Annotated in this window: 11 protein-coding genes and 1 pseudogene; 4 read left to right on the top strand and 8 right to left on the bottom strand. The window is 70.1% G+C overall.

The window, feature by feature from the left end; genetic code table 11:
- Positions 1-50: 50 nt before the first annotated feature.
- Entirely contained in the window at positions 51-887 is an 837-nt protein-coding gene (locus ACFWGZ_RS00880) for an acyl-CoA thioesterase (protein WP_382449359.1), read from the top strand.
- Here the strand turns inward: ACFWGZ_RS00880 and ACFWGZ_RS00875 are convergent, their stop codons facing one another.
- From ACFWGZ_RS00875 to ACFWGZ_RS00850, 6 genes are read right to left on the bottom strand one after another with little or no spacing between them, the layout of a single operon-like run.
- Complete coding sequence (locus ACFWGZ_RS00875; protein WP_382449358.1) at positions 888-2846, bottom strand: 3-hydroxyacyl-CoA dehydrogenase NAD-binding domain-containing protein; 1959 nt, start codon at positions 2844-2846, stop codon at positions 888-890.
- Positions 2843-4009: an acyl-CoA dehydrogenase family protein gene (locus ACFWGZ_RS00870; protein WP_382449357.1), complete on the bottom strand. Its 1167-nt coding sequence runs from the start codon at positions 4007-4009 to the stop codon at positions 2843-2845. Before ACFWGZ_RS00870 ends, ACFWGZ_RS00875 begins: the two co-directional genes overlap by 4 nt.
- Before the next feature lie 20 nt (positions 4010-4029).
- Positions 4030-5106, bottom strand: a complete 1077-nt coding sequence (locus ACFWGZ_RS00865) for an ABC transporter substrate-binding protein (RefSeq protein WP_382449372.1) — start codon at positions 5104-5106, stop codon at positions 4030-4032.
- A 22-nt stretch (positions 5107-5128) separates the two neighbouring features.
- Entirely contained in the window at positions 5129-6910 is a 1782-nt protein-coding gene (locus tag ACFWGZ_RS00860; RefSeq protein WP_382449356.1) for an ABC transporter permease, read from the bottom strand.
- The gene (locus tag ACFWGZ_RS00855; RefSeq protein ID WP_382449355.1) at positions 6907-8013 is read right to left on the bottom strand and encodes an ABC transporter ATP-binding protein; all 1107 of its coding nucleotides are present in this window, start codon (positions 8011-8013) and stop codon (positions 6907-6909) included. The genes ACFWGZ_RS00860 and ACFWGZ_RS00855 overlap by 4 nt, the downstream gene beginning before the upstream one ends.
- Positions 8010-9401, bottom strand: a complete 1392-nt coding sequence (locus ACFWGZ_RS00850; RefSeq protein ID WP_382449354.1) for an MmgE/PrpD family protein — start codon at positions 9399-9401, stop codon at positions 8010-8012. Before ACFWGZ_RS00850 ends, ACFWGZ_RS00855 begins: the two co-directional genes overlap by 4 nt.
- Before the next feature lie 163 nt (positions 9402-9564).
- Here ACFWGZ_RS00850 and ACFWGZ_RS00845 point away from each other — a divergent pair, with 163 nt between their 5' ends.
- Complete coding sequence (locus tag ACFWGZ_RS00845; RefSeq protein ID WP_382449353.1) at positions 9565-10263, top strand: GntR family transcriptional regulator; 699 nt, start codon at positions 9565-9567, stop codon at positions 10261-10263.
- Between the two features lie 61 nt (positions 10264-10324).
- Here ACFWGZ_RS00845 and ACFWGZ_RS00840 read toward each other — a convergent pair whose 3' ends face one another.
- Positions 10325-11302: an NAD(P)-dependent alcohol dehydrogenase gene (locus ACFWGZ_RS00840; protein WP_382449352.1), complete on the bottom strand. Its 978-nt coding sequence runs from the start codon at positions 11300-11302 to the stop codon at positions 10325-10327.
- Positions 11303-11410: 108 nt separating this feature from the next.
- Between ACFWGZ_RS00840 and ACFWGZ_RS00835 the strand changes: the two genes are divergently transcribed.
- Positions 11411-12355, top strand: a complete 945-nt coding sequence (locus tag ACFWGZ_RS00835; RefSeq protein ID WP_382449351.1) for a cupin domain-containing protein — start codon at positions 11411-11413, stop codon at positions 12353-12355.
- Positions 12356-12819: 464 nt separating this feature from the next.
- On the opposite strand, the pseudogene ACFWGZ_RS00830 reads toward ACFWGZ_RS00835, so the two are convergent.
- A pseudogene (locus ACFWGZ_RS00830) lies at positions 12820-13299 on the bottom strand (transposase family protein); the annotation flags it as partial.
- A 271-nt stretch (positions 13300-13570) separates the two neighbouring features.
- Here ACFWGZ_RS00830 and ACFWGZ_RS00825 point away from each other — a divergent pair.
- On the top strand, positions 13571-14710 hold the full coding sequence (locus ACFWGZ_RS00825) for a DICT sensory domain-containing protein (RefSeq protein ID WP_382449350.1): 1140 nt from the start codon (positions 13571-13573) through the stop codon (positions 14708-14710).
- Positions 14711-14949: the final 239 nt, after the last annotated feature.

The raw sequence follows: 14949 nt of genomic DNA, 5'->3' as shown, positions 1-14949 counted from the left end.
GCAGGTCGTTGCTCGACACTCTATAGACTATTTCTTGTATTGTCTGCGGCATGGCGCACACCGGAGACGAGACGTCGGTTGCAGGAGTCGTGAACACCACTTCCCTGGCAGAGCGATTGGCTCTGCACCGTGCGGACGACCTGCTGACCGGGTCCCCGATCCACGGGTTCGACCAGCGGCTGTTCGGCGGCCACCTGCTCGGGCAGGTGGTGCTGGCCTCGGGCGCGCACACCTCCGGCGGACGGGTCGTGGAGTCGCTGCACGTCTACTTCCTCCGCCCAGGACATCCCGGCACCCAGCTCGAGTACTCGGTCCGCACCGTCCGAGAAGGACGCACGCGCACGGTGCTCGCCGTCAGCGCCGTGCAAGCCGGCCGCGAGTTGCTCACCGGCCTCGTCTCGCTGGGTCCGGGAAAGCCCCCGCACGATCCCGTGTCGCCGACGGCGCCGTCCGTGCCCGCGCCGGAGGAACTGCCCACGCTCGCCGAGCGCCGTCGTCTGGGGCTCGCGCCGGACGGGGTGCGCCTCCCTCCGCTCGGGGACTGGCGCACCGCGTCCCGGCCGTTGGACGTGCGGTACGTCGGCGACTCGCCGCGGTGCTTCTGGTTCCGCTCCGAGCCCGCGCCGGACGCGGACGCGCATCTGCACCGGGCAGTGCTCGCGTTCGCCTCCGACCGCTCGTTGCTGCCGGTGCTCGCCCGTGGCCGTCCGATGACGAGTGTGGACCACGCTCTGTGGTTCCACTCCACCCCGACGTGCGGCCAGTGGTACCTGTACGTCCAGGACTGCGCCGCCGCGCACGCCGGGGGCGGGCTCGCGCGCGGCACGGTGTTCGACACCGCGGGCCTGGCCGTCGCCTCCGTCGCCCAGCACGGTCTTGTGCTCTGATCAACGCAACAACGCCGGATCGCCCGCGCGAAACCCCCGGCCTGCGGCGTCTTCCAGCCGCCGCAGGGCTCGTGCGAGCTTCTCGGGTGGCTGGGTGGTGGCCCAGTGGCAGGGGCCGCCCAACTGCTCCGGGAAGCCGTAGCCCCGAGTCAGCAACACGTCGATGTCGCCGGGCCTGGCCGCGATCCCCTCGGCGAGCAGCAACGCGGCCTCGTTGGCCATCGAGGCCAGCACGCGCTCCGCGATCTCGTCCGGTCCGATCGGCCGGGCTGCGATCCCCCTGCTCGACCTGGAGTCGGCGATGATGCTCGCCACCTCGGGGTCGTCCTGCGGCACCCGAGTGCCATCGGGGTATCGGTACCAGCCGGCGCCGGTCTTCTGCCCCAAGCGGCCCTTCTCGACGAGTCGGTCGGCGACGTCCGGGTAGCGCTCGCGCGGATCCCTGGTGGCATCACGGCGGCGCCGCGCCCGCCAGGCGACGTCGAGCCCGGACATGTCCGCCACCGCGAACGGTCCCATCGCAAAGCCGAGATCCAGCAGGGCCTCGTCGACCTGGTGTGGCTCAGCTCCTTCCTCGACGAGCAGTTCGCACTGGTGACGGTAAGCGCTGAACACCCGGTTGCCGGCGAACCCGTCGCACACGCCGACGACGACCGGTGTCTTGTCCAGCAGCCGCGCCGCGGAGAACGCGTGGTCCAGTGCCTCGGAGCTGGTTTCCCTGCCCCGCACCACCTCCAGGACGGCAGTGCGGTGCGCCGGGGCGAGGAAGTGCAGGCCCACCACGAGCCGCGGGTCCGGTACGGCGGCGGCGAGCGCGTCGACGTCCAAGTAGGACGTGTTCGTAGCGAGCGGGACCCCCGGCGCCGCTGTGGCCGCGGCAGCGAGCACCTCGGTCTTGACGTCGTGGTCCTCGAAGACCGCTTCCACCACCAGGTCCACCCCGGCGAGGTCGTCCATGCGCTCGCTGGTGCGCACGTCGTGTCCCGCGCGCTGCACCGCCGCGCTGGCCCGTTCCAGCATCTGGGGGTTCACATCGACCAGCACGACCTCGGCGCCGGCCGAGGCGAACGCGCGCGCGATTCCCGCGCCCATCGTGCCCGCACCGATCACCCCGACACGCCGGATCTCCCTTCGCACCAAAGGTTTTCCCGCTTTGTTCGCCGCCGCGCGAGCGAAGAAGAGATGCCGCAGTGCCGCCGCTTCCCTGCTCGCGCGCAGTCTGGTGAACTCCGCGCGTTCGTGCCGCAGTGCGGCTCGCGCCGGGAGCGCGCACGCCGCCAGCACCGCGGCGACCGCCGCGACCACAGGCCCCGTCGCACCGTGACGGGCGAGCAGCCGGCGGGACGTCTCCTCGACCTCGCCTGGCGGACCCGTTCGCGCGGGTAGTCCGGTGAGCACTCGCTTGGTCGCGGTCCTGGCGGCGGCGACGGCGTGGTCCCGCAACCGCTCGGGCACCACCAGGTCGACCAGGTCCCCGGCGTGCTTCACGTCCACCGAGGTCGCGGACACCACGAGTTCCAGCACGCGGGCCGGGTCGAGCAGCCGCACGGTCCGCACGATGCCGCCCGCTCCGGGGATCATTCCGAGCCCTGCCTCCGGCAGGCCGACCCGCGCGCCCTCCGACGCCACCCGCAGGTCACAGGCCAGCGCCAGCTCGAGTCCGCCGCCCAGGGTGGAACCGGAGATCGCCGCCACGACCGGGCACGGGTGCCGTTCGATCGCGGCGAGCACCTCCGGCAGCTGCGGTCCGGGGATCTCGCCGTCGAACTCGCGCAGGTCCGAGCCGGACACCAGGTGCCTGCCCGCGCCGATCAGCACCACCGCCCGATCGTCCCCGGTCGCGCGCAGCGCTTCCAGCAAACCTCGGCGCACGGCGGCGGTGCTCGCGTTGACGGGAGGGTTGTCGATCACGACGACAGCGACGTCGCCGTCCCGTTCGACCCGCACGGGCCCGCTCATCGGGGCGCTCGCTGGCTGAAGCGGCGGCCGAAGATCTCCTCGGCGACCCGGTTCTTCATCATCTCGATCGAACCGCCGGCGATCATCCAGCCGCGGGTGCGGCGCATGCAGTACTCCACCAGCGATTCGGTGCTGTAGCCGAGCGCGCCCATCATCTGCATCGCCGCGTCGGCGGCGTGGAACCCGGCCTTGTTGGCGGCGAGCTTCGCCACCGTCGTCTCGTAGGCGGACGGCAGCCCGTCCTCGGCATTGCGCACCGCACGGTCAAGCAGCGCCTCGGCCGCCTCGAGTTCGACCGCGGTCTCGGCGAACGTCCACTGCACGCCCTGGAACTCGTTCAACGTCCGGCCGAACTGGGTGCGCTGCGAGACGTGGTCACGAGCGAGGTCGAAGGCGAGACGGCCCAGCGCGAGCGACCGCGCGGCGTTGCCGATGCGTTCCACGTTGAAGCCGCTCATCTGCTTCTTGAACCCACCGGGACCGAGCAGGATCCGCGAGCGCGGGATCCTGCAGCCGTCGAAGTACAGCTGTGCCCAGGTCTCACCGCTCATGTAGGACGACGGTGTGCCCAGGCTGAAACCGGGGTCGCCGCGCTCGACGAGCACCGAGCCGATGTTGCCCGTGCCAGGCCCGAACCGGACGTAAACAAGGAACAGGGTGGCATCGACGCTGTGGGTGGACCAGATCTTGGTGCCGTTGATGACGATGTCGTCGCCGTCCTCGGTGACGCTGGTGGTCAGCTCGGTGGCGGCGGAGCCGGCCTCCGGTTCGCTCATGCCCAGCGCGATCAGCGCCTTGCCGGACAGCAGGTCCGGCAAGTAGGTGGCCTTCTGCTCGGGTGTGCCGAACTGGGCGAACGTGCGGATGGCGCCGAAGTTGCCCGCCTGGAGGATGTCCGCGCTCTTCGGGCAGTGGCGGGCGACGGCCCTGATCACGGCGACGGCGGTGGCGAGCCCGGCGCCCTGGCCTCCGTCCGCCTCGGCGATCGTGAGGCCGAGCAGGCCCTGCTCGCCGAGCGTCCTGGCGATGTCCCAGGCATACCGCGGGTCGTGGGCCCGTTCCAGGGCGCCTGGTGCGAGGTGCTTGCGAGCGAACGCGTTCACCGAGTCGAGCAGGTCCTGCGTCGCGGTGACGTCGGCGGGATGCGCGACGGTCGTGGTCATGTCGTGCCTTTCGTCGGAAGTCAGCCGATGAAGCCGAACTTCTGCTTCCACAGGGTCTCGTCGGCCTTGGCGTGGCGGGCGAACCCGTCCTCGGTGAGCAGGTGGAACCGCGGTGAGTCGGCGGTGGGCAGCTCGTAGTCGCCGGTGCGGACGGTGCCGATGTCGGTGCGCACCGGCACGAAGCCCTGCGATCCGACGAACCGCTGGCCCGCCTTGGACGCCGACCAGTTCATGAAGACCTGTGCGGCCGGGTTTTGCGCGCCGCGAGGAGTCACACCGAGAGGTCCTTCGGAGGCGGAGACGCCTTCCTTCGGGATGACCAGCCGGATCGGGGCTCCCCCGGTTTCGGCGCCGAAGGCGTTGTTCACGCTGACGGTCGCGATCGAGATCTCGCCGCGTGCCAGCGCTTCGACCTCGGTGGAGGTCGAGTTGAAGACCCGCGGTCGCTGCGCGGCCATGCGGTCCAGGAACTCCGGGCCGAACGTGTCGAGCTGGAAGCGCGTCAGCGCGTTCAGCGTGCCGCCGGTGGTGATCGCGACGACGCCGAGCTCACCGCGGTAGCGCGGATCGACCAGGTCCTCCCAGCCGTCCGGCGGGTTTTCGGTGTGGATCGCCGCGTTGTAGGCCATGGCGTTGACGAAGTAGTACGCGGCGAACCAGTTCGGGCTCGACTGCTTCAGCTGAGCGCGGAACGGCGTCTCGTACGGCACGTACACGCCCGCGTCGGTGAACTTGCGCGCGGTGCGCGGGTCGGTGAGCCGGATGACGTCGGCCCCGAGCTTGCCCGCGCCGTGCTCGGACAGCGCCCGCTCGGCCAGCTTGTTGTTCGGCAGCCGGGTCAGCTCGACCGCGATGCCGGTCTCTGCGGTGAACCGGGCGAGCGTGAGGTCCTCGGCTTCCTTGCCCGCGGCGGAGTACAACGTCGCGCGTTGTCCGCGAGCTGCCTCGTAGAGCGCGCGATCGGCGACCAGCTCGCCGTCGATGCGCAGCCCGTCGGAGGTGTCCACCGCTGCCCGTGGCAGCAGCCGTTCCGCTTGCGCGGTCTTGGAGTTCGCCGGCGATCCGCACGCGGTGACGAGCAGCACGGCCGCTGCCACCGCCAAGATCCGGAACCTCGTGTCAGGCATTGCGGCCCCCGGACCCCGCGCCGAACCGGCGCGGCAGGTAGCTGAGCAGGAACATGATCGCGCAGTAGACGAGCGCGGTGGCCGAGGCCTCGCGCAGCGCACCGCCGTTCTCGAACTGGTCGTAGATGGCGATCGAGAGGATCTCGGTATCGGTGGTGTAGAGGAACAGGGGCACGGTCAGCTCGCGCATGCTGAGCATCAGCAGCAGCAGGAACGTCGACAGCACCGCGACTCGCAGCAGCGGGACGGTGATCCACGCGACGGCCTTGGAGCGCCGCGCACCGAGCATGACCGCACTGTCCTCCAGATCCCGGTCGAGCGACCGGATCGAGGACGCGATGCCGCGGAACCCCTGCGGCATCTGCACCACCAGGAACCCGATGATCAGGACGCCGAGCGTGCCGTAGACCGGCAGCGGCATCACCAGCCAGGTCCACAGCAGACCGATGCCGAGCACCACGTGCGGGATCGCCAGCGGCACCATCGAGATGCCCTCGAGCGCGCCCCGTCCCCACGTCCTCGTCCGGTACACCAGGTAGGCGACGACAAAGGCCAGTGCGGTGCCGAGGGCGGCGGCGGCCACCGAGACCACGACGCTGTTCGTCGTCGCGCCCAGGAACCCGTCCGAGGACACCGCGGCGACGAACGACGTGATGTCGATGGCCCCCGGATCCGCCAGCGAGGCGAACGACCGCATGTACGGTGAACTGCGCACCGCGGAGAGCAGCAACGCGAGCAGCGGCAACACGATCGACAGCGAGAAGTAGGCCAGTGCCGCCAGCAGCACCGGTGTGCGCCACTTGCCGAGCGCGATGGCCCGGGGCTTCACCCCCTTGCCGGACACCGTCGTGAACGACCTCGACGCGAGGAACCGCCGCTGCATCCACGTCACCAGCACGACCACCACGACCAGTGCGATGGCGACCACCGCGGCCTCGTTGCCGCGTGACGGCGTCGTGTTCATCAGCTTGTAGATGAAGGTGGGCAGCGTGTCGATACCGCCCGGCGTCGCGAGCACCTGGGAAACCGGGAAGTTCTCGAAGACCAGCACGAAGATCAGCAGGCCGGACCCGAGGACCGCGGGAAGCGACAGGGGCAGTGTGACCATCCGCAGCGCACGCCACGTCGGGCTGCCGTGCACACCCGCCGCGTCCTCCAGGTCCGGGTTCATCAAAGCCATCGAGCCGTGGATCATCAAGAACGCGTACGGCGCGTAGTACATCGCCATCACGACGATCACTCCGCCGTAGGAGTACACGTCCACCACCGGCCCGGTGATCCCGAGGTCGCGGAAGCCGACGTTGATCAGCCCGGCACCGGGGCTGCCGAGGATCGACCACGCCAGCGCGCCCACGTAGGACGGCAGGAACAGGGGCATCAGCCCGATCAGGTACAGGAACCCGCGCGCCCGGACATCGGTGCGGGCCGCCGCGAAGGCCAGCGCGCCGCCGATCAGCAACGCCAGCGCGGTAGCACCGACGGCGATCACCAACGAGTTCACCGTGGCGGCCGTGACGCCCTCCGCCACGAGCACCCGCAGGTTGTCCAGGGTGAACTCCAGGCCGGTGCTGCCGGGACGCGGCACGTCGGAGCTGAACGCGGCGAGGATGATGAAGCCGACCGGGACCAGCACCAGGAACGCGATCAGGGCCAGCAGCGGCAGGCCGAGCAGACGGGTCCGCCACGGGACGGTACCGCGCCGGCGGGGCCTCGGGCTCGCCGCACCGGGTGTCGCGGCGGCGGGAGGACGGGTGGGGACGGGTGTCGTCGTCATGCCGCCACGACCTCCCCGTACTCGGGTGTGTGCTCCGGCAGCAGCCGGATGTCGCGGGCATCGATCGCCACGCTCACCTCGGTTCCGGCCGTCAGCGTCCCGGCCGACGGCGGCGGGCAGATCGCCTCCAGCACCATTCCGGACCCCGTCCGCACGGTGCACCGGATCGACGCGCCCTGGAACACCGCGACCTCGACGGTGCCGGACAACCGGTTCACCGCGGGATCTTCCGCCCCAGAGGTCAGGTCGACCCGGACGTGCTCGGGCCGGATGCACGCGTGCTGCGGCCCCGTGCCGGCGGCGACCTCGTCGACCACGAGTTCCTGGCCATCGAGCCGCACCCGGTGGCCGTCGGCGGCGGTGACCTCGAAGACGTTGGTGACGCCGAGGAAGCGCGCGATCGACGCGCTGGCGGGCCGGGCGTAGATCTGCTCGGGCGTGCCGAACTGGGTGATCCTGCCGTTCTGCATGATCGCGATCGAGTCCGCGAGTGCGAGTGCCTCCTGCTGGTCGTGCGTGACGTAGAGACTCGTCAGCCCGTTCTCCAGCTGGATGCGACGCAACTCGACCCGCAGCTCGTCGCGCAGCCGGGCGTCCAGGTTGGACAGCGGTTCGTCGAGCAGCAGCACAGCCGGTTCCATCGCCATGGAGCGCGCCAGCGCCACCCGCTGCATCTGGCCACCCGAGAGCAGGCTGGCACCACGGGACCCGAGGTGCGCCAGCCCGACGACCTCCAGCACTGCCAGAGCGCGGCGACGGCTGTCTGCGCGGTTGATCCCCTTCATGCGCAACGGGAACGCGACGTTGTCGATGACCGTCATGTGCGGCCAGACCGCGTAGGACTGGAACACCATGCCGACGTTGCGCCGGAACGGTGGGACCGTCACACCGTTCGCGCCGTCGTACACCGTCCGGTCGCCGATCGTGATGCGGCCGCCGCAGGGCGCCTCCAAGCCGGCGATGCAGCGCATGGTGCTGGTCTTGCCGCAGCCGGACTCACCGAGCAGCACCACCGACTTGCCGTCGGGGATGGTGAGGTCCAAGTTCTTCACGGCACGGTGCTCGCCGTAGACGAGCTCGAGCGCCTCGACACCGACCTTCATCGGTTGCCTCCTCGGGTGCGGGCCGCGCGGTCGACGTCAGCCAGGAAGTCCAGGTCGTCGAACCGGTGCACGGCGTCGATCAGGTCCCTCGTCGCGGGTTCACCGATCGCGGGTTCGCAGAGACCGCGAACCTTGTCCTCCAGCGCGGCGTCGGACAGCGGATTCGCGGGTTCGCCGTAGGGGTGCTGGACCCACGTGCTGAAGGTTCGCCCGTCGCTCAGTCCGACCGTCGTGCGCGCCGGGCGGCCCGACCTCGGGTACGCGGCATCGGCTTCCGGGTCGACGGTCACCGTGACGCGGTTCATCAAACTCCGGACGGTGGCATCGGATCGCGCCTCGTCGGCGAAGTCGCGCAACGTCACGGCGCCGCGGGTCAGCGCGACGGCCACCGTGTAGGGAAGGCTGAGCTGGGCCTGCAGGACGGTGTCGAGCACCGTTCCGGCGTGCCGGGCGGCGATGGGGAAGGTCTCGACCAGGACCGTCTCGATCTCCGCCGAGTCGATGCCGAGTTCAGCGCGCAAGGCCAGTGCTCCGTCGATCGCGCCGTGCACGTGGCGGCAGCACGGGTAGGGCTTGACGTAGGTGTCGAGCAGCACCCATCGCTCACCGAGGCCGTCCAGCACCCGTTCCGGGAACCACGCCTGGCCCACTGGACCGGCGTAGGCGGCGAAGTAGCCGTCGACGCCCTCCAGCACCGTGGTGGGGCCGGTCAGGCCGCATGCCGCGAGGTCGGCGGCGGCGATGCCGTCCCGCGCGGCTTTGCCCGGGTGGAACCGCTTGACCTCGGCCGAGTCACCGAGGAACTCGAACAACCCGCCCGCGTGCGAACCGGCGATGCCCAGTGCGTTCGCCGTCTCCTCGACCGTGAGACCGCGCAGCACCGCGGCTGCGGCCGCGGCACCGAACACCCCGGCGAGAGGGGTGTTGTGGAAGTGTCGGTCGCGGGTCGCCGGGTGCCCGGCGGCCGCGATGCGGCACGCCAGCTCCATCCCGATCGCGGCGGCCACCCGCACGCGCGCCGCGTCCGCGCCGGTGCTCTGGCCGAGCGCGAACACCACCGGCAGCACCACCGACGTGGGGTGCATGCTCCCGGGCGTGTAGCCCTCATCGGACTCGATGCCGTGCCCGTTCGTGCCGTTGACCAGCGCCGCTCCCAGAACCGAAGCACGCCCGTGGCCGATCGCGGTGGCCTCGTCGCCGGGGTACAGGTTCGCGACGTGGCGCGCGACGGCGTGCGACACGGCCCCGCCCGAGCTGGCGACCATGCCGGCCACCGCGTCGAGAGTCATCCGTCGCAGGTGCCGGTCGAGTTCGGCGGGCGGAGGCCGATGCCCCTGGCCGACGATCCATTCCGCGACATGCCAGGTCAAACCGGTCTGTGCAGCCATTGCACCCTCCCGCTCGGCTGGTGGGCCACCCGCGTCGGCGGCGTGCGAGAGAAGCTACATAGTCTATAGAGTGTTGTCTACGGGTAACGCTGGTGTTTCCCGGAAGGGCCTTCTTACATCCCATAGACTGTAGAGATCAGGCCTCTGGACCGAAGGGCGTCGCATGACCAACGGAAGCTCCGCGTCTCCCCCGCAGAGCCGCACCGCCTGGGTTGCCGACCGGATCCGCGAGGACGTCGCTTCCGGCACGCTGCGCCCCGGCGAGCTGATCAAGCAGACGGTGCTGGCGAAGAGGTACGGAGTCAGTCCCACACCGGTACGCGAGGCACTGCGCATCCTCGAAGCCGACGGCGTGATCGACTACGCCACGCACCGAGGTGCCACGGTGCGGGAGATGACGCCGGACACCGCAGCCGATCTCTACCGTCTGCGCGCCGCCGTGGAGGCCGTCGCGGCGACTTCGGCCGCCGAACGGATGACACCGGAAGGCCTGCGCAAGATCGAGGAACGGCACGCGGACATCGAACGGGCCATGCGCGACGGTGCCGCACCAGCCGAGCTGTCCCGCCTCAACAAGCGGTTCCACTTCGCGATCTACGAGATGTCGTCACCACTCATGCTGCAGTACGTCGAGACGCTGTGGGTGCGCTTCACACCGCCCGCGACGATCTGGTCGACCGACCACGCGGACGCGCTGCAACGAGATCACGACGACATCCTCCGGGCGCTGCGTGAAGGCGACGCGGAGGCAGCCGGAAGATTGACCGCCGATCACGTCCAGCACGCGGCGGCGATCCGCGACCGGCACCCCGAACTGCGCGCGTCCGGCAGCCACGACCGGGAAACCCTCGACGCCACCTGAACCGCTCGCACCGTGCCGACCGCGAGCCGTGACAGCTCTGCCAGGGCGTGGCGATCGGCGTTCAGTGGCTGATGACGACCTTCCCGAAGTGCCCGCCTGCCGCGAAACGGGCGAACGCGTCCGGTGCCCGGTCGAAGGAGAAGACCTGATCCACGACGGGCTGCAGGGCACAGCGGTCAATCGCCTCGTTCATCTGCTCGAAGTCACCACGGCTGCCCACGCTGATGGACCTCAGTGAGGCCGCCCGGCGAAAGAACCGGTCCACGTCCATGCCGTCACCCGGAGCGAGGTTGCCCACGAGGGCGATCTGGCCGCCGAGCGCGACGGCCTCCACCGACTGCTCTAGCGTGCCCGCCCCACCGATCTCCAGCACGCGAGTCGCACCACCACCGGTCAGTTCGCGCACTCTCGCACCCCAGGCCGGTGTCGCCCGGTAGTCGACCACGTCCATCGCGCCCAGGGACCGGAGCCGTCCAGCCTTGTGCTCGCTGGACGTGGTGGCCACCACTCGTGCGCCCGCGAGGCGAGCGAACTGCAGCGCGAAGACCGACACGCCACCTGTCCCCTGGACGAGCACTGTGTCGTCAGGGCCTGTCCCGGACACGACCGACCACGCGGTGAGCGCGGCACACGGCAGGGTGGCCGCTTGCTCGAAGGACAGCGCGCCGGGAACGGGAACCAGGCTCTGCTGGTCGGCCACGACGTACTCACTGAGCCACCCGTCGAGCTGCGTGCCGCGCAGCTCTCCCCAGCCGGGAAAGGTGCCGTACAGCCACGTGGGGTGAAAAGTGCCCACGACCCGATCTCCGGCCCGGAACCGTGTCACCCCGTCACCGACGGCCTCCACGACGCCCGCGCCGTCCGACAGCGGCACCCGTCCCCGCGCGTCGACGGAGTAGGTGCCGGACACGATGAGCCGGTCTCGGGCGTTGAGCGACGTGGCCCTGACCTTCACCAGCACCTCGCCCGCCGACGGATCTGGTATCGGGAGCTCGGTGAGTGCCAGACCTCCACCGGCCCGCACTTGGTACGCACGCATCGCGTCTGCCGCCTTTCCTTCGAGGACTCGAACTCACGGTAGGTCGCTCCCGCTGGCCGACTTGCATCTTGACGTCCACAATTCGGTGCAGATCGTCCAGGAGGATGCATGGATCCGGTTGACGACCTCCTCGCCACGATGAGGATCGAAGACGCGCGGTACGTCCAGGTGGAGGCGCACGCGCCGTGGGGCCTCTCCTGCCCGCCACGGCATCTGGCCCGGCTCGTCCTCGTCGCGGAAGGATCGTGCCTGCTCCACTCGGATGCCCTGACCAGTCCAGAGCGCCTGCGGGCCGGTGACTGCTTCCTGGTGCGCGCAGGAGTGGGCTTCACCCTTTGTGACGCGGACGGCAGCGAAGTAGTCGACTGCGACGACTTGGCGGCCCAGGCCTCCGGTCACCGGGTACGACTCGGAGGAGACGGCGATCCGGCCCGGATCGTGTCGACCAGGTTCACCTTCGACGCGATCGCCTCGGAGATGTTCTTCGCGCTCCTGCCCGCGTTGTTCCGGCTGCGTCTCGACGATGTGTCCGGCGGGCTCCTGCGCGCCACGTTCGACCTCATCGAGCAGGAGTGCTCAGCGAACCGCCTGGGTGCCGGTTTCGTCCTGAGCCGCCTGTCCGACACGCTGTTCGTCCAGGCGGTGCGCACCTTCTGCGCGGACGTCGGCAGCGGCACCGTCGGCTGGATCGCCGCCTTCCGCGACGACCGGCTCGCCCGTGCCGTCCAGGACATGCACGCCGACCTGGGCCGGCCGTGGACGGTCGGCCACCTCGCCAGGACAGCGGGGATGTCCCGGTCGGCCTTCGCCGCGGTGTTCAGGGAAAGAACCGGGGACACGCCGCTGAACTACCTCGCGACGTGGCGCATGTACCGCGCGAAGGTACTGCTCCGGGAGACGACGCGGAGCGTTCAGGACATCGCCGCCGAGATCGGCTACGAGTCCGGCACCGCTCTCAGCCGGGCTTTCGCCAAGAAGGAAGGGGTCTCTCCGGGACGGTGGAGGACGGCCCTGGGAAAGGCCACGGGACCACCGATCACGACGGACCGGTGACACCAGGCCCGGCACGGGGTCTGCGAACGTCCGGCGGCAGTTGCGTCATGTCGCCGCGGGTGGCCGCTTTGGCGAGTACCCAGGCGGGGACGTTGGACATGCCCCAACTTGCCGCCGGCCCGGACCGGACGAAATCCTGGAGCACGTCCACCCAGCGGGCAACGTCGATCCGCGGGTCGTGCACGGTGGGCTACAACGAGATCCAGGTAGTCGGTGCGCGGGCGCCGATCGGCCTGGATCCGCACGTCCCCGTTCTCCAGGGCGGCTTCCACCACGGCACTGGCACCACCGAGTGCCGGCAACACCGCGGCCAGATCCTCCCCGCAGACCCGAGGCCTGGGCGTCCCCCGCGAGGAGTTCTCAGCCAGCGCACCTGCCTGGCCTGCCAGGTGGTCGGGCAACTGGTACTTGGGCGAGGTGGCCAGGTAGGCGGCAAGCTGATTGAGCCCGGCAAGGATGTTTCAGATCCGGGCCGCGGCGGTGTCATGGGGTGCTGCAGGGCAGGTCACCGGACACCCACAGGATCGTCCCGTTCGGCGAGGCGATCACCTGCAAGTTGACCCCGTGCATCTTGTGCTTGCCGGAGCAGAACGGCCGGTTGGCGGCGATCCGGTCGATCGGGATCGGCGTGCCGTTGATCACCACGTAGGCCACGCCCTGCCGTTTCGCTCTGCGCAGCGCCTGCCACAGCTTCGGGGACCGCTGAGCCGGCAGTTCGACGGTCTCGTTGACATAGCGCCAGCAGGTTGTGGCCGAGACCGCGAACCCAGCGCCGCCGTCGGCGAACGGCTCGCCCTTGTGCAGGTACACCAGCACCAGCAACGCCTGCTGTCCTGGGGGTCGGGCTTGCGCCACACCGACCCGAGCTGCTTGCGATGGGCGCGGATCAGGCTGGACGCGAAGGTCAGGGCACGCGCCCGCCAGAGCGGGCACGGCTGTGCCACCGGCGTTGACGCTCCTTGAGGACAGGCTCGATCCGATCGGTTCGAATCGAACACGGCCGCGATCGTGCCGGACGATGATCGGCCCGCCCATGCCGCTGAACTGCTCAGAGGTACTTCTCAGTACGCCAAGGCCCTGGCTTTCGCCCGCGACGGCCTTGGACGAACCGAAGTCGGCGCGCCGTTTTGTCACCCCTTCGTGCAATTGGTCCAGCCAACCACAGGTTCTAGGTTCGAAGGCTGGTGTGCCTACCAGTCGAACAGGAGCTCTTCAGTGGCGATCGCGGACACCGGCGTGCGGGCGGGCCTGCTCTCCAAGCGGGCGCTCGTGGTCGCGTCGCACGCCGTGGAACAGGCGGCGCTGGCGAGTGGTCCCCACGAGCCCGTGCTCGTCATCGCGTTGTTCCAGCGGCTGCCGTACTTCCTGCGGGAAGCCGAGGTGTACCAGCGGATCGGGGCGCTGGCGTCGGTAACGGTCGTCGGCATGGTCTCCGACGTGCGTCCCGACCTGCCGTTCGGTGTCACGCCCGTGCTGCTGCGGCCCGACGAGGAACTGTCCAGGGAGTGGTCGGTGGTCGTGCTGTCCCCCGCCTTCGGCGCCTGCGTCGTCGCGACCGACCTCGAGGAGCTCGACCCGGACGGCACCACGCTCGAAACCAGCCGGTTGTTCCGGGGGCGGTGGGGGTTCCGGCGGGAAGAGGCCTACGCCGAGGCGATCCGGTTGCGCGACGCGCTCGGCGACCGGGTGCCACCCGACGTGCGCAGGCGCTTCGAGGCCGTTCTCGGCGCCATCGTCGCTCCTCCGTCCGGTGAGGTGGAACGCCGCGCGGAGGCGGCGGTGCGACACCTGGCCGCACGGCTGGTCGACGCCCGCGACGCCAATGACGTCGCGTTCTCGAAGGCCGGCCAGAAAGCGATGAACACCCTCGACCCGTGGACCGGTCTGCACACGGTGGAGTCGGTGAACGTGTGGCTGGGCAGGCAGGTGGCGGACACCGTTCGGCTCGGGCTCGTGGTGATCCGCGTGCCGGGCCTGAGCAGCTTCCCGGACGTCCACGGGCCCAGCGCGGCGGTGCACACCGAGAACAACATCGCGGACGTCCTGCGACTCCACCTGCGTCCCGTCGACCGCGCCGCTCGGCTCAACGGCGACGAGTTCGTGCTCGTGTTGCCGGGTGCGTCGCCCCTGTCGACGCAGGCCGTCGCGGACCGCGTGCTGGACGCATTACGCCGACTGCCCGACACCTACCCCCACCTGCCCGTCACCGTCGAGGTCCGCGTGCAGCACACCCGTGACCGCCCGATCGACGTCGGGGACCTGGGAACCCGGCGCGCCCCGGTCGTGCCGGAGCGGCCCTACACGCTCTCCGGCACGTTCGACGAGCAAGAGTGGGCGGCACTCACCTCGCGCTGACGTCCTCGCCGCGTGCAGTGACGGGCCGCGGAGATGGCGTGGCGCTCAGTGGCAGATGAGACGGAGGTCGGTCGCGACGGCGGCCGTGCGCCTTGTCCGGTGTCGCGACGAGACACTGGGCGCTCTCGTACTTCAGTCGCAGTGCCTCATACTCCCCCGGGATCGCGGGAGGCGCGGGCCAGAGCTCGTGATGACGCCAGCTGAGCAGTTCATGCAGGTCCTCAGTGGATAGTTCGCGT

The organism is Lentzea sp. NPDC060358 (assembly GCF_042725365.1).
In the GTDB taxonomy this organism is placed as follows: Bacteria; Actinomycetota; Actinomycetes; order Mycobacteriales; family Pseudonocardiaceae; genus Lentzea.
This window is presented reverse-complemented; position numbering and strand designations above follow the sequence as displayed.